Genomic DNA, 20,859 nt, shown 5'->3' on the forward strand with positions numbered 1-20,859 from the left:
AAAAATCACCACCCTTTTTTATCGTTTTACGAATATGTGGTCTAACACTATTCCTAGCACTTATGATTAATTTATTAAATGAGATTTTTATTCAAATGACAGTTTGTCAAATCATAAAAAGATTTATTCAAATTTACATCTTCTATTTTTATATTTTCTAGAAAATGGACAATTTTTTTATAAGCATCCCCTTGACCATATGGGTTATTTTTTTTATTGGCAATTTCCAGGAATCTTTTATTATTAAGAGCATATCTAACAGCCTCAACAATCATATTTTTATCCGGTTCTACGTCTATTACATTATTGCCTCTTGTCCTTCCTTGTTGACGGGAACCAATATTAACACTGGGCAACCCAAAAGAAGGGGCTTCTATTATTGCACTACTAGAATTACCTATCATAACATTAGCTAAATTTAAAGTACTTAAAAAGCACTGATAAGGAATATTTTTAAAAACATGTACTTTTGTTTTTCCTTGTTCATTTATTACATTTTGGATTATATTGCTTCCAGCATCTGAATTAGGTGATATAACAATAGTTTGTAAGTCAATTTCATGAACCGCTTTTATTACATTTCTCATTTGCAATTCTAGAGAAGTTATTTCACTTACAACAGGATGATAGGTAAGTACTAAAAAGCTAGGTTCAAGAGTTATACCCAGAGTTTGTTCAACTTCTTTCTTAGATAGTAACTTCATATTTAGTATTGCATCAAGATCAGTGGCTCCTACCACCTCTATTCTTTCAGGAGACTCTCCCATCGCAATCAACCTATTAGCATGTTCTTTAGTAGAAGTTAGATGATAATGAGCAAACTTTGAGATAGCGTGCCTAATTGACTCATCTATTGTGCCTGATATGTCGCCACCTGCAATATGAACGGTTGGTATATTCATATGTGATGCAGCAATTGCACCAGCTAACATTTCTCCCCTGTCTCCGAGTAACAATAATAAATCCGGTTCTAACTCCTTCAATGATTGTGTTATATTTATAATACCAAACCCGAGAGATTGTGCCATACTGCTGCCACTATCACTTGCAAGTAACATTTCAACTTTAGAATTAACTTTAAAATCTTTTTCAATTTCTTTTATTGTCGAACCATATTGTGATGAAAGGTGCATCCCAGTTACAATTAATTGCAATTCTAACTCTTCACTATTCTGAATTTCTTTTAGAGTATACATCATTCTTCCAAAGTCTGCTCTTGTACCAGTTATATAGGCGATTTTTTTCATTTTAGCCACCCTAACATAAGTCTTTTAACTTAATTATATGATCTTCTTCCATATCATTCTTGGCCCTTCGGTTAATTATTAAATTTAAATCTTTTGGCAGGACCCCTGTTCCTGGACGTTTAAATGTAATTTTATCCTTTGTTATTAATTCCCCTTTTTTTATTGACACTTTAGCGACTACACTCTTCCTCGCTACAAGTCGTGTTTCCAATTCTGATTCAACAGGTCTTTTTATACTTGAACCTAAAGCCTTTTCAACCATTCTTATTGAATCAACCATATCTTTTAGTTCATCAGGATTTAATGATACTAAGTGATCTGGGCCTTCTAGATTTTTATCAAGTGTAAAATGTTTCTCAATAATAGTTGCACCAAGCGAAACTGCTCCAATTGATATTGTCATACCTATGGTATGATCCGAATAGCCTACTGGAACTTGGAAAGACTGTTTTAGTGTATCCATTACTTTTAAATTAGTATCTTCTATCGATGGAGGATAGTTTGATGTACAATGTAATAATGCAATTTCTTTAGCGCCTGCTGAAGTCAATGCATTGACACCCTCTTCTACTTCACCAAGTGTAGACATGCCAGTTGATAAAATTACGGGTTTTCCTTTTGAAGCTATGTGCCTTAATAGTGGGGTATTTGTGATCTCACCAGAACCAACCTTAAAGGCCGATATATCCAGAGATTCTAATAAATCAACACTGTCAAAATCAAAAGGTGATGATAAAAACATAATTCCAACTTCTTTACAATATTTAGCCAATTCAAAATGTTGTTCAATAGACAACTCTAATCTTTTAACCATATCAAATTGTGATTCCTCTTTACCAGTATTATCTTTCTGATATTTAGCTTGGGGAGCACTACGTGTAATAGTTTTTTCAGTAGAAAAAGTTTGAAATTTAACTGCGTCTGCTCCTGCGTTTTTTGCTTTTTTAATTAATTGCTTAGCTAATTCCAAACTACCATTATGGTTAACCCCTGCCTCGGCAATGATAAATGCAGGGCAATTTTCACCTATAATTTTAGATCCTATCTTCATAAAATAACTCCTTTTTATTGACAATTTCCAAAATATCTCTTAAATCCTTAACAGTTTCATCAGCTTCTTTTTCATTTTCTACTTTGTCATACTTACATTTCCCTCTTAATACTCTAATAGTATAAATGTCCAATTTCTTAGCTCCACTAAAGTCCTTATGTGGATTGTCTCCTACATATATAGACTCAAAACCATTTATATTTAAATCCTGTAATGCTTTTTGAAAAGGAACTGAACTTGGTTTCCAGTAATCTCTCCCAATGTCATCTGTTATAATAACTGTATCTACTCTTTGATCTAGTTTAAGAGCTTTAATCTTTTGCCACTGTGCATTAGAATAACCATCAGTTATTACCCCTAACTTATAATTCAATTGTTTTAAAATTGTTAAAGCTTCATTTGCATCATTATACAATTCAATTTTCGGAATGTGGTTCCTATAAATATTAACGAGGTCATTAACATTAAAATAGTCCTCAATCTCAAACCTTTTTAGTGCTAAATTGAAAATATTCCCTCTTGTGCCGTCATTGAAAACATCTATCATTTCTTTGTATAAATCATTTGAATTTATCTCTTTTATTTTCATTGCGATATATTTTGAAACGTGATAAAAACCGCTATAATTATAGTCTTTTTCGTTAAACAAAGTATCATCCATATCAAAGATTACTGCTTTTATCATTGGTTATCCTCTATAAAAATAGCATCTTCATATCGCAACATATACATATCCTCTTTGAATTCATTTAAAATAGGAAGGACTTGTTCATTCAACAACAATTTTATTAACATCTTTGGATAATCTGCTCCTGAAGCAATACCGAGCGGAACTCCTCCGCCAAATCTGGGGTTAATTTCAATAATGTATACCCCTTTTTCATTAACAAAACATTGCAAAGTTACAGGTCCGATAGCTCCAAGTTTTTCTACGACATCTTTCCCAACCTTAATAAGTTTTTCTGATTTAACTGTTTTACCTTTATTTGTTTCTCCCGCTCTCGTTTCTAACCTTATTCTCGGAACAACTGATAAAACGCGTCCTTTTAAGTCAGCAAATATATCTAAGGTATATTCTGTTCCATTTATAAACTCTTGTATGATAGGGTTTTTAACGTATTTTTTAAAAAATTCCAGTTCATTTAAGTTATTTACTTTAAAAGTATTAATACTTCCATGTCCATTAGCAGGCTTAACAAAAAGTGGAAACTCTGCATTTTCTAATGTAAAATCGAAATCTAAGACCTTAGGTGTCGGAAAATTGTTTTCTCGAAAATATTTATAGGTAGTAATTTTATCGTTACATATATTAATTACACCTTCATCAGAAACAATTATTTCAACACCGATATCTCTGAACTCATCTTTATGCCTCGCTAAAACTAGCAATTCAGTATCAATCAAAGGGATAATAGCTTGTATATCTTCTTTTCTACAGATATCTTTTAATTCATCTATAAATTCTGGAGAAGTACATCTAGAAACTAAATATTTGCTGTCTACTATTGACAATCCCGGAGAAAGAGGATTAATGTCAGTACCTACTATTGAACCCTTAACTCCTAAGTCGTTCATTGCTTTTTTAAAAGATCTTATTAAAGAATACCTTCGACCAACACTACTAAATAATATATTTAACTTTTTTGCTTTCATTAATATCCCAGCCTTTCATTAATCAAAAATTCTGCTAATTTCAAATCGGTTTTGTTGTCTATATCCACTGATCTGTCTGCCGGCATAATATATGGTATATTATTTGAACCTACTAAAGAATTTTCTTTAAATATTAACTCTCTTTTGCAAATATATATAGCCCCATTCAATTGGTAAGCTTCAGGTAAATCTTGTCGCCTCGTGTATTTTGGAGTATCTTTAACAAGATCTATCAATTCACCATTTATAACTGTTTTTATCCAATATGGATGTACTGTAGCAGGAGAAACACTTTGTAATGAAGTGGCTTTATTAGCAAAGAATGACTCTACAGCTGTATCAATATCAGAACTTGTTCTCAAAGGAGAAGTCGGTTGAAGTAAAACTATACAATCAACTTCTAACCCCATTTCTACTTCTAAAAATGAAATTGCATGCTTTACCACATCAATACTAGAAGCTGTATCTGTTGCTAGCTCTTTAGGTCTAATAAATGGAACTTCTGCACCATGTTTTTTTGCAACATTAGCAATTTCTTCATCATCTGTAGAAACTATCACTTTGTCAATAATTTTGGACTGCAATGCCGCTTCTATAGTGTAAGCAATTAATGGCTTATCTTTTAAGTTAATTATATTTTTTCTTTTAAGTCCTTTTGAACCTCCGCGCGCTGGGATTATTGAAATATTCATTAGCCTTCTCCTTTCTTAAGTAATAATATAATAAAATTAAATTCTCTCTGTTATCTTAATAACTCTACTAACACTTTTACCATCACAATAAGTAAGACCGTCGGTTATTTTTTTTGTACTCCCGGTTAATATTTTATCTATACAATCATTGACTTCCCTTTCAGATGGATTAACTAGTTCTTTTGATATTCCAGCTTCTTCAAACGAAACTAAATTATCATAACCTAATGAAAGTGATAATACATTTGCCTTTGTAATTGCTGCTTCAATCCCTGTAGTAGAAGTTTGAGTTATAACTAACTTTGCTTTAATTAATATTTCGTGTAAGTCATGTGAACGGTCAACAATTATGTTTGGATTTATATTTGAAAAAGTTTGTCTTTCCGCTTCACCATCTGAGCTGGGGTGAAACCTTATGATAATCTTATATTCTTTTGATAGTTTTACTATCGCACGCTTTATTAATTTAAAGAATTGAGTTCTTGTATCTAAAGGTTGAGTTGTAACGACAATAAGTTTTTCCTTTTTGATGTTTTGAATCCCCTGAATCTTTCTGGGGATTTTATCAAAAGCAGGTTGTCCAACAACATGAACCCTATTAGAAGGTAGCCCTCTTAAGATCAGTTGCTCTTTTGCATATTCATTAATAGCAAACACATAGTCTGGTACATATTTATACCTTAAACCGATATACTCATCGACTCCTGTATGAAAGGATGCTACTTGAAAGTTCTTTTCAGAATTTTTCTGAACAATAACATTTTCTTCAGGTATTCCCTTTCTAATTAAGTATTTTTTTACATCAATATTTTTAACGTATAATTGATCATAAATTGAAAATGCACAAGCTGTTCCAAATAAATCCTCAAAAGCCATTACTTTAATTCCTAAAAGTTTTGCTGCAATTATTGATGCTCTCTCTGCCCGTGCAGCAGATAGTGTAACTGAAACCAAATCCGGCTTGATTTCCTCCATTAACTTCTTTATCGATTGGATAGGAAGAAATATTCTCCTGCTGAAATTTTCTATTAATAACTTAGCTTTTCGACCACCATATATATTTATTAAATCATTATAATTAACTCCTGCATACGCTTTACTTTCTTCGACATCAATTTCTGTATCATAATTATGAATACTATCTAAAATTTCTTCACCCAATCTTAATGAGTCATTATCAGCAATGTCTTTAAATGTATATACTTGGTATTTACCGATTGATTTTAGTAATTTGGTTGTATTTGGAACTGACAAGAAAATGACTTTCCATCCAATATTAAAATAAGATTCAGCTACCTCTAGTTGAGTATTTATATGTCCTCCTCCATAGGCAACAATAAATAATGTCTTCATTAATTCGTTCCTTTCTTTGTTAGAACTATTAGTACTGTTTTAAATAGTATTTCTAAATCCATTTTTAAACACTGTCCTTGTGCATACTTAAGATCTAATTCTGTAGCTACTATTATTCCAGCATTACTTCTCCCATTAACTTGGGTCAAACCTGTTATACCCGGTTTTACTGTATGCCGAACTTTATAAATATCTTCTACTTTAGCTTTTTCTATATTTTTTTCCCTAACATAACCAGCAATCCTGTCATTAACAGCATTAATTGTAATTGCTCTTGGTCCAACTAGAGACATCTTACCAGAAAGAACGTTAAATAATTGTGGTAACTCATCTATGCTGGTTTTCCTAATTAACCTTCCAACCTTTGTGACTCTCGGATCAAAGTCATGGTCAGGGCTAAGGGCATCAGGTACGTTATTAACATACATAGATCTAAATTTAAAAATGGTAAATAATTCATTATTTAAACCAACACGTTCTTGTTTATAAAGAACAGGACCCTTTGATTCAATTTTAACTGCTATCGCAGTTACTATTAACAGAGGGAGAACTAATATTATTGACATTATTGAGCCGATAATATCAATTATTCTTTTAACTAACTTAAGAATCACCTAGCTTCATCACCTTTCTAATAACATCTTGCTTTAGGTTTTTATCAATCATATAGAATGATGCTGAGTATAGAAGTAAGGAAATCACAAGATTAAGATCATTACCCAACAATAATAACTTCAAACTGCTAACAACAAGTATGAGTGATGAAGTTAAAATTAAAGTATCTTTATTAAACCAAGGCATGGCAGTACCTAAAATCGATTTATTATATATAGTGCATTGAATGGATAAAGATAGTATTGTACTTAATACTATTGCCTTAACACCTATAATTGGCACCAGTAGAATATTAGTAGAAATGTTCACAAGAATACCTATTACACTTACAAACATAATTTTTTCACTCGATAAATTTGCATAAACTACTTTATTATAAAACAGAAAAATAAATTGTAATGGAATTGTGATAGCTAGTAATTTTAGTATAGCACCTGTCATTTTTATAGCTTTTTCTCCAAATTCTCCATATCCAAAAACAAGTGAAACTAGTTCCTGAGAAAATGCAAAAGTAAAAATTGAAACAAATATACTAAGTTTTAAAAGCAGGTCTGTATACTGTAATCCCATCTCATTTTTATTTCTAGATCTCGAAAAATTGACAAACATTATATTAATTAGTGACGTCGCAATAATTGCCACTGGTAAATTCATTAGTTTTAAAGAATAGTTGTAAGCCGCCAATTGCCCTTCTTCTAGCAATCCACCAAACATTCTATCAGTTATTAAAGTTACTTTCATAACTGTCATAGAGATTATAATTGGTATTAAATCAGAAAAAATATCTTTGTAAGAATCTATATTTGAGTCTTGTTCTACTGTTTTCTTTCGTTTAAAAGATAAATATACACTACTTGAATAAATTAAATAGATAATAATTGATATTAGATATGAGATTGGGAGAATATATTGATCTCCCACACTTTTTAATATTGAAACCGATATAATAAAACCGATATTCATATAAATAATAGCTATTATAGGATGCAAGAAGTTTCTCTTATATTGTAAATATCCATTAAAAATTGAAGTCACCGTTAACATTAAAATTGTGGGTGCCAAATAAGTAATATATTTTGTTAAAAGTTCAATTTCATATTGGTTAGATCCAAATGAAATTAAATTAGCTATTGTACTTTTATTGTGAATGATAGACATAACAAGAGTGACTGATACACATATTCCCATGAGCTGTACTTTTTTTAAGATCCCATCACCATTTTTACTAAGAGCTAAAACTGTATAGGTACTAAAAGAACCTGCTAATATAACATTCCCAACTAATTCACCCAAAATTTGACTAGATACATATAAATCCACCAAACTTGATGTGCCAAAATTATAAGCAATAATTATTTCCCTAACAAACCCCAACAATCTTGTAATAACAGTCAAGAAAATCAAAGTTACACTTGTGGTAAGGATTTTTTTTAATTTAAACATTATTTTTACTACCCATCTTGTAAGTTAATCCTAATAAGAACCAAAATAGAATGGTTGCAGAACTCCAACCAATTATTGTACCTTTATTTGCTAATCCGCTACCTAAATTCACTATATACACTCCAAATAAGCCGATTATTAAAGATGAGTAAATATTACTTTGATTTTTAAAGGTACTATATAATTGTTTTAGCTTTATTAAATAAAACACACTAAACATCGTAAAGAATACTATTGAAAATAGACCTAATTCACTAAGCATAAATAATAACATGTTATGAGGATGTTCAAATAAATAAGTACTTGGAATATACACATAACTCAAATAGTAATTACTAAACATTCCTTGTCCTACACCGAAAATAGGATAATCACGGAAAATAAGCCAACCATCAAGCCAAAGAAAATAACGTAGACCTAGCCCCTTCTCTAACCTTAACTTTGTAACCCAATACTCATTTGGAATTAGTACAAGACTTACTCCAAGCAATAACAATAATATAAATATTGAAATTAGAAATTTCTTTCTTTCTTTTAAAAATAAAATTACTGATATAGCTAATATTAGACTAAACCAAGAAGTTCTAGAAAAAGTCAAGAAAAGTGCTAAAGAATTAATGACAATGCTTATCCATACAAATGTCCTATTGAAAGTCTCAGTATACTTTCCCCCTAAAACAATGGAGAATAATAAAATGATAATAGTATTTAAATATACCCCTAAAGTGTTAGGACTAAAAAAGGTACCAGTTATCCTATGATATTCATCTGCTAAATTATCCCCACCTGTTATTCCATAAACACTCCATCTCTGCAAGATTTCATCAGATACAAAAAAAGAATGAAAGCCGCTTATATATTGTAAAATCCCCCAAACAGAAACTAGAGTACTTGTAAATATAATGAATTTCAATATCTTTTCAATAGACTGTTGGTTGATAAAAGAATATGATATTAAGGCTGTACAACTTACAAGAATCACGGTTGCATTTTCTAAGGAACTTGTCAATGGAGACTTAGAGGTTACCGTATTAACAACAAAGATAATAGCAAACGCAGACAGCGTGATTAAAAATTCAGTAGATAATTTTGATTTATTTTTTATCAAAAAAAACAGTGCTATTAATATTAAAAATATAATAAATCCAAACTTTACGTACTTGCTACTAAATCTATCAATAAAAAGAAATGAATCTATCGGTAAAATCACCAAAAAAAAGTAAAGCATTTTTTTGGTGATAAATATCCACGTAAATATGAGCAATCCTAATAAGATAAGAGAAAATTTATAATCAATCACAGAAAGTAGTCCAATGCCTACACAAAGTAAAGCCAATAGAAGTATAAATGCGATTTTTTTTTGATTTTGTAGTGCATACATATGAGTTATTCCCTTCACACTTTGTTTTGGTTGTCAAGAGAGACTAACAATAATTATAGTTGGTAATTTAACAATACTATTATTAGGCTTTTATTAACTTAACCAAAACCCCTTTATAATTTCTACAACTCTCGCCAAATCCTCATCCGTCATCTTCGTATCAGAAGGCAAACATACACCCTTCTCAAATAATTTCTCCGATACATCCGATCCAACAAAATCATACTTCTCAAAGAATGGTTGCATATGCATTGGCTTCCATATTGGTCTGGATTCAATGTTTTCTTTTTCAAGAGCCTCCATAACTTCAATCGGAGTAACTTTGCCACTTAACGTCATTGAACTCAACCAGAAGTTTGGTTCATCCCATTCATTAACAGGCATGAATTTAACACCTTCCAGTTCGCCAAGTTCTCTCTTATAATATTCAAAGATGTATTTCTTCTTTTCTACTCTCTCTTCTAACACCTTTAACTGTCCTCTTCCAATACCAGCAACCACATTACTCATGCGGTAATTAAAGCCTAGTTCGCTATGTTGATAGTGCCTTGCTTGATCTCTAGATTGAGTAGCCCAAAATCTTACTTTAGCTATTCGCTCTTCATTATTGGAAACCAGCATCCCACCACCAGAAGTCGTAATAATTTTATTTCCGTTAAAAGAGAAGATGCCATAATCGCCAAATGTCCCTGTTTGCTGCCCTTTGTAATAACCACCTAGTGACTCTGCTGCATCTTCAATAACTACAACATTATGCTTCTTACAAACTTCCATAACCTTGTCCATATCAGCAGAAAGTCCGTAAAGGTGAACAACAATAACTGCTTTTACCTCTGGATACTTCTCAAATGCTTGTTCTAGTGCTTTAGGACACATATTCCAAGTTTCATAGTTACTATCTATAAATACTGGAGTGGCATTTTGGTAAATTATTGGATTTGCTGTAGCGGAAAACGTAAGTGTAGGACAAAAAACGATATCTCCCTCACCAACACCAGCTGCTCTTAGTGCTAGATGAATAGCTCCTGTACCAGAAGAGAGGGCGGCAGCAGATTTAGAACCTACTTTATTCGCTAATTCTTTCTCAAATTCATTTACATTCTTCCCTAATGGTGCAATCCAGTTAGTATCAAAAGCTTCTTGTACATATTGCAATTCATAGCCTTCATCACTCATATGTGGTGATGCGAGAAATATTCTTTCGTTCGCTTTTGTTGTCTCCATCTTCAAGTCTTCCTTCCTCAATTGGATTAATTCTTTAGTAGATTAGGACTTGCTTGGAATCTTACAGGTTATTATTCCAAGCAACTACTAATGCACTAATTTCTTCATAGGTGATTAGCTGGTTAGTTTCTTCACTACTAACCAGCTATCTCAACTTATTTAACCGCTGATAAGTTATCTTTTTTCTCATATCGCCCATGTGCAATATCCAACACACGTTCCCTTAATTGTTCCTTACTCATATGCGCAAAGTTACTTTCCATTTCTAGAACGGCGTCTACATTCGGATCACATGATTTTCCGACATAAATCTTCGGATACACTTGTTCGTCGTGTACTTCATCTTTACTGAGTAATTCCTCGTACATTTTCTCGCCTGGTCGCATGCCAGTGAATTCTATCCCGATTTCATCAGTGGAATAGCCTGATAGTTTAATAAGGTTCTTGGCTAGGTCAAGTATTTTGACGGGTTCGCCCATGTCGAGGACGAAGATTTCGCCACCTTTGGCTAGTACGCCGGCTTGTATGACGAGGCGAGATGCTTCAGGGATCGTCATAAAGTAACGTACCATGTCTGGATGGGTTACAGTTAAAGGACCTCCTGCTTGTATTTGTTTCTTGAATAGCGGGATTACGCTTCCTCTACTTCCAAGAACATTACCGAAGCGGACCGCCACAAAACGTGTGTCGCTGATCGAATCCATATGCTGTACTAACATTTCTGCCATTCGTTTGGTGGAGCCCATGACACTTGTCGGGTTGACAGCTTTATCCGTTGATACCATGACGAATGTGTTCACGCCGTATGTACTGGCTGCTTTTGCGGTGTTGTGCGTGCCGATGACGTTGTTCTTGATTGCTTCTTCTGGGTTGCGTTCCATTAATGGCACGTGTTTGTGTGCGGCAGCATGGTACACGACATGTGGCTCATGTTTCGCCATTACTTCAAACATTTTGTGTTCGTCTTGAACGTCCGCGATTTCGGTTACGATGTCAATAGTGTCTTTATACAGTGAGCGTAATTCCATTTCAATCGTGTAAATGCTATTTTCACCATGGCCTAGTAAGATGATTTTGCCTGGTTTGAATTTGCAAACTTGGCGGCAAATTTCCGAACCTATTGATCCGCCCGCTCCTGTGACAAGGACTGACTTGCCTGCAATAGTATCGGCAATATGGCCTGTATCTAGTTGGACTGGTTCTCTTCCTAGTAAATCTTCTACTTCGACATCACGGAATTGGTTGACGGTAATATCACCTGTCATCAATCCTTCAATACGAGGGAGGATTTTGGTTTTGGCTTTTGTTTTACTACATTCGTCGAATATGCGATTGATTTCTTCTTTGCTTAGTGATGGAATGGCAATCACGATATTCTCGACATTAAAATCCGTTACAGTACGTTGTATTTCCGATACCCCACCTACTACGGGTACGCCTAATATTTCGAGTTCGTGCTTGCGGACATCGTCGTCGATGAATGCTACTGGGTGAAGGTCGGCTTCGCCGCTTCGTTGCAATTGCCTTACTACCATCGTACCAGCCGAACCAGCTCCGATAATTAACGCGTTCGGTTTATCGGTTGGAGGATTCATGAACGTATCCCGATATAAACGCCAGGAAAAGCGTGTCCCTCCAATAAGTAAGATGTGTAGCATCCACGTTACAGCTAACACTCTAAAGTAAATGTCTTGAAAGAATATGTATTGAATAATGGCAGCAAAAATGACAGTTAACGTAATCGCTCTAAAAATTTCTAACAGTTCTCGAATGCTCGCATATTGCCATGCTTTCTTGTACAACTTAAATAAATGAGCAAATAAATGGTGTCCTAGTAGCAAAGATAAGGACGTAATGATCATAAACGTATTCAGTTGAAAGGCTCGACTTAGTAAGTATTGACCAACATAGATGGCTGATATGACGATCAATGAATCAATGATCATGAGTAAGGTCAATCGTTTCCGGTACGTCACCTGACACTCCCCTTTCTTTTTTCACGTATGAATTATCCTATAAAAAAGCCTATGTATTATCAAAAAAAGCCTGGTTTCATTTAAAATAAACCAAGTATTTTCTGTTTTTTTACTGGACTTGGCGGGTCAATAATGACATGTTCCCCTTGTGTAAGTAGTTCAGCGTTTTCCTGCAACATGAAGGTCTTCGCTTGTCCAAATTCAGCATCTATTTCCCCATAAGCTTGTTGTAAGCAGAACCCTCTTGTAGTGGTATTATGGGCGTCATTTGCAACAAAGTGGGTTAAATTCGCTTCAATTAGTTGATTGGTAAACTTCTTAATCTTCTTACCGAATTTCCCGCATACACTCGCTGCTGTGACTTGTGTCAAGGCGCCTCTCTCAACATACTTATGTAGTCGATCAGGATGTTTCATTAGATCTTGATTCCGTTCTGGATGGACGATAATAGGTTGATAGCCAGCAACTTGAATATCAAACAACAGCTGGCCAGAATAACGTGGTACATGGTCCGATGGAAACTCGACAAAGACGTATTGCGTGTCATTTAACGGAAGAGCTACATGGTGCTGTAAGTCTTCTACCATCTCTCCATATATTCGTGGCTCTTGCCCGGGTAGAATAGTAAGTGGAATGTTAGCGTTGTTAATATGTTCATTCAGTTCTGCTGTCTGCTCTTTAATAAATTGTGCTTCATTGCTATAGCGTCCATTATTGTGATGAGGAGTAGCGATAATGGTATGAATACCGTCTGCTACTGCCGCTCTTGCCATTGCCAAGCTATCTTCAACGGTTTTGGCTCCATCATCAATGCTAGGTAATATGTGACTGTGAATATCTATCATTTTACTCCCCACCCTTATTATGGAATTTATTGAATAGGACTTTTTGAACAACATATTACATTTTAACACAATTAATTGTAAGATGCTTTAATAAAGTCCATATTTTTCACTTTTTTCATTAACTTTACACGTTGTTACTATTTCGTTATTAATCCCCGTAATAATAGTAATAATTTTGTTTTTGTTTATTCATATCGTTTAGCACGGTGCCTATTAATTTACCTTCTGCCTTATCCAGCAATTCTTTCGCACGTTTGGCCTGTTCAATGTCCGTTTGCTTATGGCGAACGACGAGAATCGTACCGTCACACAAGTTTGATAAGATTTGTGCATCGGTTACCGCTAGGACTGGTGGCGTATCGAATATAACGACGTCATACTTTGCGCGGGCATCGTGAATTAACTTTCTCATTGCCCTTGATCCTAGTAATTCAGACGGATTCGGTGGGATAGGTCCAGATGTCATAGCATATAAGTTGTCGATGGCTGTCGTCTGCACCGTCTCCTCTAGCGTTTGTGTGCCGACTAAGCAACTACTTAACCCAACCGTGTTATTCGTGCGTAAAGTATAATGAAGCGTCGGCTTTCGTAAGTCCGCATCAATAAGCAAAACGGATTTGCCTTGTTGAGCAAACACTACGGCTAGATTGGCTGTAATACTCGATTTCCCTTCCGACGGCCCTGATGAGGTGACCATTAATGTCTCCATATCAGTATCAACGAAGGAGAAGTTAATGTTCGTTCGAATCGTACGGAATTGTTCTGCAATAGGGGATTTCGGATTCAAATCAGTAATCAGCGTTCTTGCTTGGTGTCTAGATGGTTTTCTTTGTTTTTTCCACATGTGCTACACCCCTTTGTTGATTGCGTGATACATTCCCTACTCGATGCTGAATATCACTTTCCTCAATGGTTGAAATGACCCCTAATACGGATACACCTAAGTGGGCTTCGATATCTTCTTCGGTTTTAAGAGTTTGGTCTAAGTATTCCAATAAGAAGGCAATTCCTACTCCAACCATTAAGCCAATAATAAGAGCAATCGCCATGTTAAGTGGTGGATTCGGGCTTACAGGGGAAGGATTCTCCTTTACTAGCGCTTCTGATAGCACACTAACGTTATCTACATTCATTAAATCAGGCACTTCTTGTTGAAATACTTCCACCACCGTATTCGCGATGGTTGCTGCGACTTGTTGGCTTTCATCTGTAACTGTAACGTTTACAACTTGCGAATTTTCCTGACTGGAAACCGATAATTGACTTTCTAACTGTGCTGTTGTCATGTCCAAATCTGCTTCTTCAATTGCCGGAGCAAGTATTCGATCACTTTTTATGATCACGTTATATGTATTAATGAGTTCTACGTTTGTTCGAATATCATTCACATCATATTCGTTTTGCTCTTGGCCTTGTTGTGAATTCACTATGAATTGCGTTGTCGCTTCATACGTCGGAGTCAGCATAAAGTAGCTAATGATTGCAGAAGCAATAAGTGCTCCAAGGCTAAGAGATACAATCATAAGCCAGCGCTTCTTCAGCACTTCAGCAATCTCCTTTAATGATATCGTTTCTTCCATTTTCACATAATCCTCCAGTTCGTCCAATTCTGTTGAAAGTATAACATATTTCAAGCGTATTTCTATCTCATTTTAAGAAAAAGACACACTTTTCAAATGATTAACAAAGGATAATACGTCTCGGTCAATCTATAACCGAGACGTTTCGTTGGTTACTTCGACTTATTGAAAAGCGTTTCCACTTTCGCCTTTAATAGCTTAGCAACTTCTTCTTTCATTTCTTCTCGTTCTAAAGCAAAGTCTATTGTCGCCTCAATAAAGCCTACTTTGTTGCCGATATCGTAACGAGTACCGGTGAAATTGTATGCTGTTACTTTTTGCTCTTGGTTTAATAACTTAATAGCATCGGTTAATTGAATTTCTCCGCCACTTCCAGGTGGGAGCGTCTCTAACATGTCGAATATTTCTGGGGTGAGTACGTAACGTCCCATAATGGCTAAATTAGATGGTGCTTCTTCTTTTTTCGGTTTCTCGACTAAATCCACGATATCAATGCGGTCTTCGGATAAATCAGCGCCGTCTGTTGGCGTCACTACTCCGTAACTTGATACTTGCTCTTCTGTTACAGGCTGCACGCCGACAACAGATGCATCGGTTTGTTCATACACTTCCATAAGCTGCTTCAAGCAAGGCTTATCACTTTGAACGATGTCATCACCGAGTAAAATAGCAAATGGTTCATCCCCAATGAAGCTCTTCGCACATGCGATCGCATGGCCTAATCCATTCTGTTCTTTCTGACGTATGTAATGAATATTAGCTAAATTCGCAATTCCTTGGATTTCTTGCAGCTTATCTAATTTCCCTTTTTCATAAAGCTTCTCTTCTAATTCATATGATTTATCAAAGTGGTCTTCTATAGCACGCTTCCCGCGGCCAGATACGATGATAATATCTTCAATACCTGATGCCACCGCCTCTTCAACAATGTATTGAATGGTTGGCTTATCTACAATCGGTAACATTTCTTTCGGTTGGGCTTTCGTTGCAGGCAGGAAACGTGTCCCTAATCCGGCTGCCGGAATAATCGCCTTACGCACTTTCACGAGCAGTCAACTCCCTTAATTTTGTTAATAAATATGCCATTATTTTACCATACATTTATAGTTAAGCAATAATTTACATGAACTTTGGCGATTTTTCGCTCATTCTGTAAGATGTGGTAACATGTATCACTTTTCATATTATACATTTAATTTACATGTTTGTCCTTTCAATCTTTGTTAACTTTTTGTTAACGTTAACAAGCCATGCAATTCACAAAGGAGTTGCATGGCTTATCATCTTATTCATTCATTGGGGTATAAGTTGGTTCTGGCTGTGAATGTTGCAAGGATGGGTCTGTAGCTGCCGGCTCTTCATAGGCTGGATCCTCTTCGAAGTATGTTGTCGCTTCACCTTCATCTGACTGTGTTTCCGTAACGTCTTCTTGAGGCTCCATTAAATCTAGGTGAATCTTAAACTCTTGTTCTATCTCCAGACGCGAGGCTTCATCCGGCATATAATAATAGATTCCATTGATATAATCATCATAACCGTCTAGTGAAACTTGTTCCATCGTATCTACGTTGAAGTCAGAATACTTATTATAAAACGCTAGGCCCTCTCCTGGTCTTAAATTCGTCTGTACATTCGCACCAATTTCTTCGGCAATGCCTTTCGTTTTAAAAATAGTGGACATGCTTGTCAGTTTATCAACCATTGCTTCTAACACTTGCTTCTGTCGCTCCACTCTTCCTAAATCGCCTCTTGGATCTTCTTTCCTCATGCGGGCATAGGCAAGGGCTTCCCGTCCGTTTAACGTCATAGTACCTTCTTTAAATTGTAACATTTCTGCACCCGTTTTCTCGTCACTTCGCTCTTCAAAGTCGAACGGTACATCTACTTCAATACCATTAAGAATATCGACAATGTTCTTAAATCCTTCAAAGTCTACCGTCGCATAGTAATCAATTGGTATGTTAAAGAAGTTCTCTACCGTTTGAATGGTAAGCTCTTCTGAACCATACGCATAGGCGTGGTTGATTTTGTCCATGCCGTGTTCAGGTATATCGACACGAGTGTCACGTGGAATGCTTAACAATTTCGTGCTACCATCTTCCGGGTTAAAGGTTGCGAGCATTAAAGCATCAGTTCTTCCATTTGCTCCATCTGTCGAATAGGATTCTACTCCCATTAATAGCACGGACACAGGATCATTGGAAATCGTTACTTTCTCTTCACGAAATTCTGACTTCTCTCGCCCTAAATCGTCATACGAATTCTTCGCTGCTTGATACGTTTCTGCAAATGTATAAGCGAAGTAACCTCCAACAGACAGGAAGATTATAATAAGCAGCATCGCTACTCTTCTACGTCTTTTTTTCTTCTTTTTCATTATCATATTGTTACGATTCACATAAATCGGCTTCTTCATTATTCAACCCTTCCCCTTTGAATTTCCTCATTCTTTTCTTCCTTGCAAACCATGAACCTTGTCCTACTATTAGCGTTCGTCTACTTTCTTCTTCTTCACGTTGCACCATACCCTATTAATCGAATCTAATAAAGGACGCGTGCCATTAAAGACGAGTCCTGCTAGTTCCGCCAAAATATGAATAGCAAGTAGAAGTATAAATACGCCAATTATTGTTACTGTAAGTGCTGAGTTCGAGAATATAATCGCCAACGCACCAAGCACTACACTAAATGCATATATAATCAATACAGTAGTTCGATGACTAAATCCTGCTTGTAGGAGTCGATAGTGAATATGTTTATTATCTGGTGACACAATACTCTGTCCGTTCAACTTCCTACGCACAATCGCAAATAACGTGTCGAAGATTGGAACACCTAATACAACGACAGGAATGACGAAACTAAATAGCGTCGCATTCTTGAACAAGCCCATCATAGAGACAATACTAATCATGTAGCCGAGTAATAGCGCACCAGTATCCCCCATGTAAATCTTCGCCGGGTAGAAATTGTGAAATAAGAAGCCGAGATTGCTGCCGATTAAGGCGATACAAATATACACAACCGTCACGCGATAATCCATCACCGCTAACGTCGTAATCGTAATGAGCGCAATAGTAGATACACCGGCCGCCAAGCCATCAAGCCCATCAATTAAGTTTATGGCATTCGTCACACCAATAATCCACAAAAACGTAATTGGTACACTTAAATACCCTAATTCTGTAATACCTAAAAAAGGGATGGTAATTTTGTCAATCATTAAACCGGAGAGAATGGGTACAGAAGCGGCTATAATTTGTCCTGTCAACTTCCATGTGGGACGAATCTGAAAGCGGTCATCCGCTAGTCCAGTAGCTGTAATGACACAAGCACCAATCATGATCGGCGTGAAATAAATGTGGGACGGTTGAAAATACCACAATCCCATTAACATTCCAATAAATATTCCTAATCCACCCATACGTGGTTTAATACCTGTATGCAATTTACGGTAATTCGGATGATCTACAAACTTTAAATATATCGCTAACTTTTTTATCGGTACAGTTATCATTAAGGTCGTAACTAACGAAATAAAGAATCCGGTTATTAGGGTTGTTATGTCGAACATAAGTCCCCCCTCCCATCGTTACTTTTATGTTAACACTTTGTTAATATTATCATAAATTTCTTACGTTGAGAATTTAAATTATCTTTTCACATTTTGGAAGAGGTTATGCCTACCATATCAAAAAACCCCCAGCTTCCCTTTTTTCATAAGAGATGCTTGGGGGGTTTGGTTAGATTCGTTCCTTGACGCTTGCTTTTACGCTTTGCAGTCTTGCTTCACTCATATGACGCTCACCTGATTTCACGCCGTAATAAAATTTAATTTTCGGTTCTGTTCCAGATGGACGTAAGCAGAACCAGCAATCATCTTCTAGAATAAACTTCAGTACGTTGGCTTGTGGTAAGTCGATTTGTTCGGTGGAATCGTCGTGCACATATTGGCGAGTCGATGTGCTGTAATCTTCCACCGCAATTACTTGTAAACCGCCTGCTTCTGTTAATGGATTGGTGCGGAAATCGTTCATAATGTGCTCGATTTTCTCCGCTCCTGCCTTTCCCTCCATCTTCATGGATTGTAATCCCTCTAAGAAGTAGCCGTGGCGCTCGTACAATTGCTCCAGTGCTTCAAGCAACGTTTTCCCTTGTGCTTTCCAATAGGCAGCCATTTCTGCGGCAAGAACAGCTGCTTGAACGGCATCTTTATCACGGGCGAAATCTTTCACTAAGTAGCCGTAACTTTCTTCATAGCCGAACATAAACTGATGATCGCCGGACTGTTCGAATTGGCGGATTTTTTCCCCAATGAATTTGAACCCGGTTAATGTATCGAGCGTATCGATGTTGTAATGCTCTGCAATGATGCGGCCAAACTCGGAAGTAACAATGGTCTTAATCATAATGGCATTATCCGGTAGCTGTTGCTGTGACAATATGTAGTCAAGCATTAGCGCCCCGGTCTGGTTGCCGGTCAGCACTGTATATTCGCCTGCTTCCGTTGGGACCGCAACACCTAGACGATCCGCATCAGGGTCCGTCGCAAGTAATATATCCGCGTTTACTTCTTTCCCCTTTGCAATAGCCATTTCGAATGCCTGATGTTCCTCTGGATTCGGTGATGCAACTGTTGAGAATTCAGGATCAGGCTTCGCTTGTTCCGCTAAAACGTGAACGTGCTCGAAGCCAATCTGCTGCAGCCCTTTTTCCACTAAATGTGTCGCCGTGCCATGCAATGGACTAAATACAATCGATAAGTCTTCTGCAAGCTTACCACTAGCAAGAGAGTGAAGCTGAATCGTCTTTAACTGCTCTAAATACGCTTCATCCACCTCATCGTCTATCCACGTAAGTAGCTTCTTCGCCTCTAGTGAGGATTGGTCTATAACTGGAATCATTAATTCATTTTCAATTTGATTTACATAATGGATTACTTCATTTGCTTGTGCAGGCGGCATTTGACCACCATCTTCGTTATACACTTTAAATCCATTATACTCTGGTGGGTTATGACTTGCCGTAATGACTATACCTGCCGCTGCGCGAAGGTGACGCACCGCAAACGAGAGTTCAGGCGTCGGACGCAACGATGAAAAAACATATGTAGGAATGTCATGACGACCAAGCACACGAGCAACCTCCACCGCAAACTGCTGGCTCATATAACGCGAATCATACGCAACAGCCACACCTTTTTGCAGCCACTCGTTCCCCTTGTTTTCTAGATAATAAGCAAGACCCTCAGCTGCCCGCCGAACGGTATAAATGTTCATTCGATTCGTTCCAGGTCCAAGCTTGCCACGCATACCACCTGTGCCAAACTCCAAATTTTTGTAAAAGGCATCCTCCATTGCTTCATCTTGACCTTGCATAGCGTTGAGTTGATCCCTCAGCGCCTCATCTAAAGCATCAAATTCATTCCAACGTCGGTATTCCTCGTTCCAATTCATTCGATCCACCCTTTATATGTATAATCACTACAACTTCTATTGTATAAGATTTCCCAGCAGAATAGTACCATCATTTTGTAGAAAAAATGATGGTAGGGGACAGAGGGGAGCGACTCACCTTCGAGCGGGAGCGACTCACACACGCGGACGAGCGACTTTTCTTCGAGCGGGAGCGACTTTCATCGGCGGACGAGCGACTTGCCTTCGAGTGGGAGCGACTCACATGCGGACGAGCGACTTGCCTTCGAGCGGGAGCGACTTTCACACGCGGACGAGCGACTTGCATGCGAACGGGAGCGACTTGCACCGGCAGACGAGCGACTTGCCTTCGAGCGGGAGCGAC

18 protein-coding genes are annotated in these 20,859 nt (G+C 36.6%); all 18 read right to left on the reverse strand.

The genetic code is table 11. The features are described 5' to 3' along the window. Positions 1–74 precede the first annotated feature (74 nt). Positions 75–1,247, reverse strand: a complete 1,173-nt coding sequence (gene neuC / locus N784_RS10070; protein ID WP_036834605.1) for a UDP-N-acetylglucosamine 2-epimerase — start codon at positions 1,245–1,247, stop codon at positions 75–77. Positions 1,248–1,257: 10 nt separating this feature from the next. Continuing rightward, positions 1,258–2,298 (reverse strand): N-acetylneuraminate synthase, encoded by a 1,041-nt coding sequence (gene neuB / locus N784_RS10075; protein WP_036834606.1) that lies wholly within the window; start codon positions 2,296–2,298, stop codon positions 1,258–1,260. Beyond that, positions 2,282–2,983 carry an HAD family hydrolase gene (locus N784_RS10080; protein WP_036834607.1) on the reverse strand — a complete coding sequence of 234 codons (702 nt, stop codon included), beginning with the start codon at positions 2,981–2,983 and terminating at the stop codon, positions 2,282–2,284. Before N784_RS10080 ends, neuB begins: the two co-directional genes overlap by 17 nt. Then, the gene (locus N784_RS10085) at positions 2,980–3,951 is read right to left on the reverse strand and encodes an ATP-grasp domain-containing protein (protein WP_036834608.1); all 972 of its coding nucleotides are present in this window, start codon (positions 3,949–3,951) and stop codon (positions 2,980–2,982) included. Before N784_RS10085 ends, N784_RS10080 begins: the two co-directional genes overlap by 4 nt. Then, positions 3,951–4,643 carry an acylneuraminate cytidylyltransferase family protein gene (locus tag N784_RS10090; RefSeq protein ID WP_036834612.1) on the reverse strand — a complete coding sequence of 231 codons (693 nt, stop codon included), beginning with the start codon at positions 4,641–4,643 and terminating at the stop codon, positions 3,951–3,953. The genes N784_RS10085 and N784_RS10090 overlap by 1 nt, the downstream gene beginning before the upstream one ends. Positions 4,644–4,679: 36 nt before the next feature. Further along, on the reverse strand, positions 4,680–5,996 hold the full coding sequence (locus N784_RS10095) for a UDP-N-acetylglucosamine 2-epimerase (protein ID WP_036834614.1): 1,317 nt from the start codon (positions 5,994–5,996) through the stop codon (positions 4,680–4,682). Further along, positions 5,996–6,610 (reverse strand): sugar transferase, encoded by a 615-nt coding sequence (locus tag N784_RS10100; RefSeq protein WP_052127254.1) that lies wholly within the window; start codon positions 6,608–6,610, stop codon positions 5,996–5,998. The genes N784_RS10095 and N784_RS10100 overlap by 1 nt, the downstream gene beginning before the upstream one ends. Next, positions 6,600–8,054 (reverse strand): murein biosynthesis integral membrane protein MurJ, encoded by a 1,455-nt coding sequence (gene murJ / locus N784_RS10105; protein WP_036834615.1) that lies wholly within the window; start codon positions 8,052–8,054, stop codon positions 6,600–6,602. Before murJ ends, N784_RS10100 begins: the two co-directional genes overlap by 11 nt. Then, positions 8,047–9,435 (reverse strand): O-antigen ligase family protein, encoded by a 1,389-nt coding sequence (locus N784_RS10110; protein ID WP_036834616.1) that lies wholly within the window; start codon positions 9,433–9,435, stop codon positions 8,047–8,049. Before N784_RS10110 ends, murJ begins: the two co-directional genes overlap by 8 nt. 93 nt (positions 9,436–9,528) lie before the next feature. Continuing rightward, complete coding sequence (locus N784_RS10115; protein WP_036834618.1) at positions 9,529–10,659, reverse strand: DegT/DnrJ/EryC1/StrS family aminotransferase; 1,131 nt, start codon at positions 10,657–10,659, stop codon at positions 9,529–9,531. 155 nt (positions 10,660–10,814) lie between these two features. Further along, positions 10,815–12,635 carry a polysaccharide biosynthesis protein gene (locus N784_RS10120; RefSeq protein ID WP_036834620.1) on the reverse strand — a complete coding sequence of 607 codons (1,821 nt, stop codon included), beginning with the start codon at positions 12,633–12,635 and terminating at the stop codon, positions 10,815–10,817. A gap of 80 nt (positions 12,636–12,715) precedes the next feature. Beyond that, a complete protein-coding gene (locus N784_RS10125; RefSeq protein ID WP_036834621.1) occupies positions 12,716–13,480 on the reverse strand; it encodes a tyrosine-protein phosphatase in 765 nt (254 codons plus the stop codon). A 148-nt stretch (positions 13,481–13,628) separates the two neighbouring features. Beyond that, a complete protein-coding gene (locus N784_RS10130) occupies positions 13,629–14,324 on the reverse strand; it encodes a CpsD/CapB family tyrosine-protein kinase (protein ID WP_036834622.1) in 696 nt (231 codons plus the stop codon). Beyond that, positions 14,296–15,060, reverse strand: a complete 765-nt coding sequence (locus N784_RS10135) for a YveK family protein (protein WP_036834625.1) — start codon at positions 15,058–15,060, stop codon at positions 14,296–14,298. Before N784_RS10135 ends, N784_RS10130 begins: the two co-directional genes overlap by 29 nt. Positions 15,061–15,212: 152 nt before the next feature. Continuing rightward, positions 15,213–16,106: a UTP--glucose-1-phosphate uridylyltransferase GalU gene (gene galU, locus N784_RS10140; protein ID WP_036834626.1), complete on the reverse strand. Its 894-nt coding sequence runs from the start codon at positions 16,104–16,106 to the stop codon at positions 15,213–15,215. Positions 16,107–16,345: 239 nt separating this feature from the next. Next, entirely contained in the window at positions 16,346–17,476 is a 1,131-nt protein-coding gene (locus tag N784_RS10145; RefSeq protein ID WP_084600225.1) for an LCP family protein, read from the reverse strand. Between the two features lie 69 nt (positions 17,477–17,545). Beyond that, on the reverse strand, positions 17,546–18,634 hold the full coding sequence (locus N784_RS10150) for a glycosyltransferase family 4 protein (RefSeq protein ID WP_036834628.1): 1,089 nt from the start codon (positions 18,632–18,634) through the stop codon (positions 17,546–17,548). A gap of 169 nt (positions 18,635–18,803) precedes the next feature. Beyond that, entirely contained in the window at positions 18,804–20,516 is a 1,713-nt protein-coding gene (locus N784_RS10155; protein WP_036834629.1) for a phospho-sugar mutase, read from the reverse strand. Positions 20,517–20,859 lie beyond the last annotated feature (343 nt).

Source organism: Pontibacillus litoralis JSM 072002 (assembly GCF_000775615.1).
Taxonomy (GTDB): Bacteria; Bacillota; Bacilli; order Bacillales; family BH030062; genus Pontibacillus; species Pontibacillus litoralis.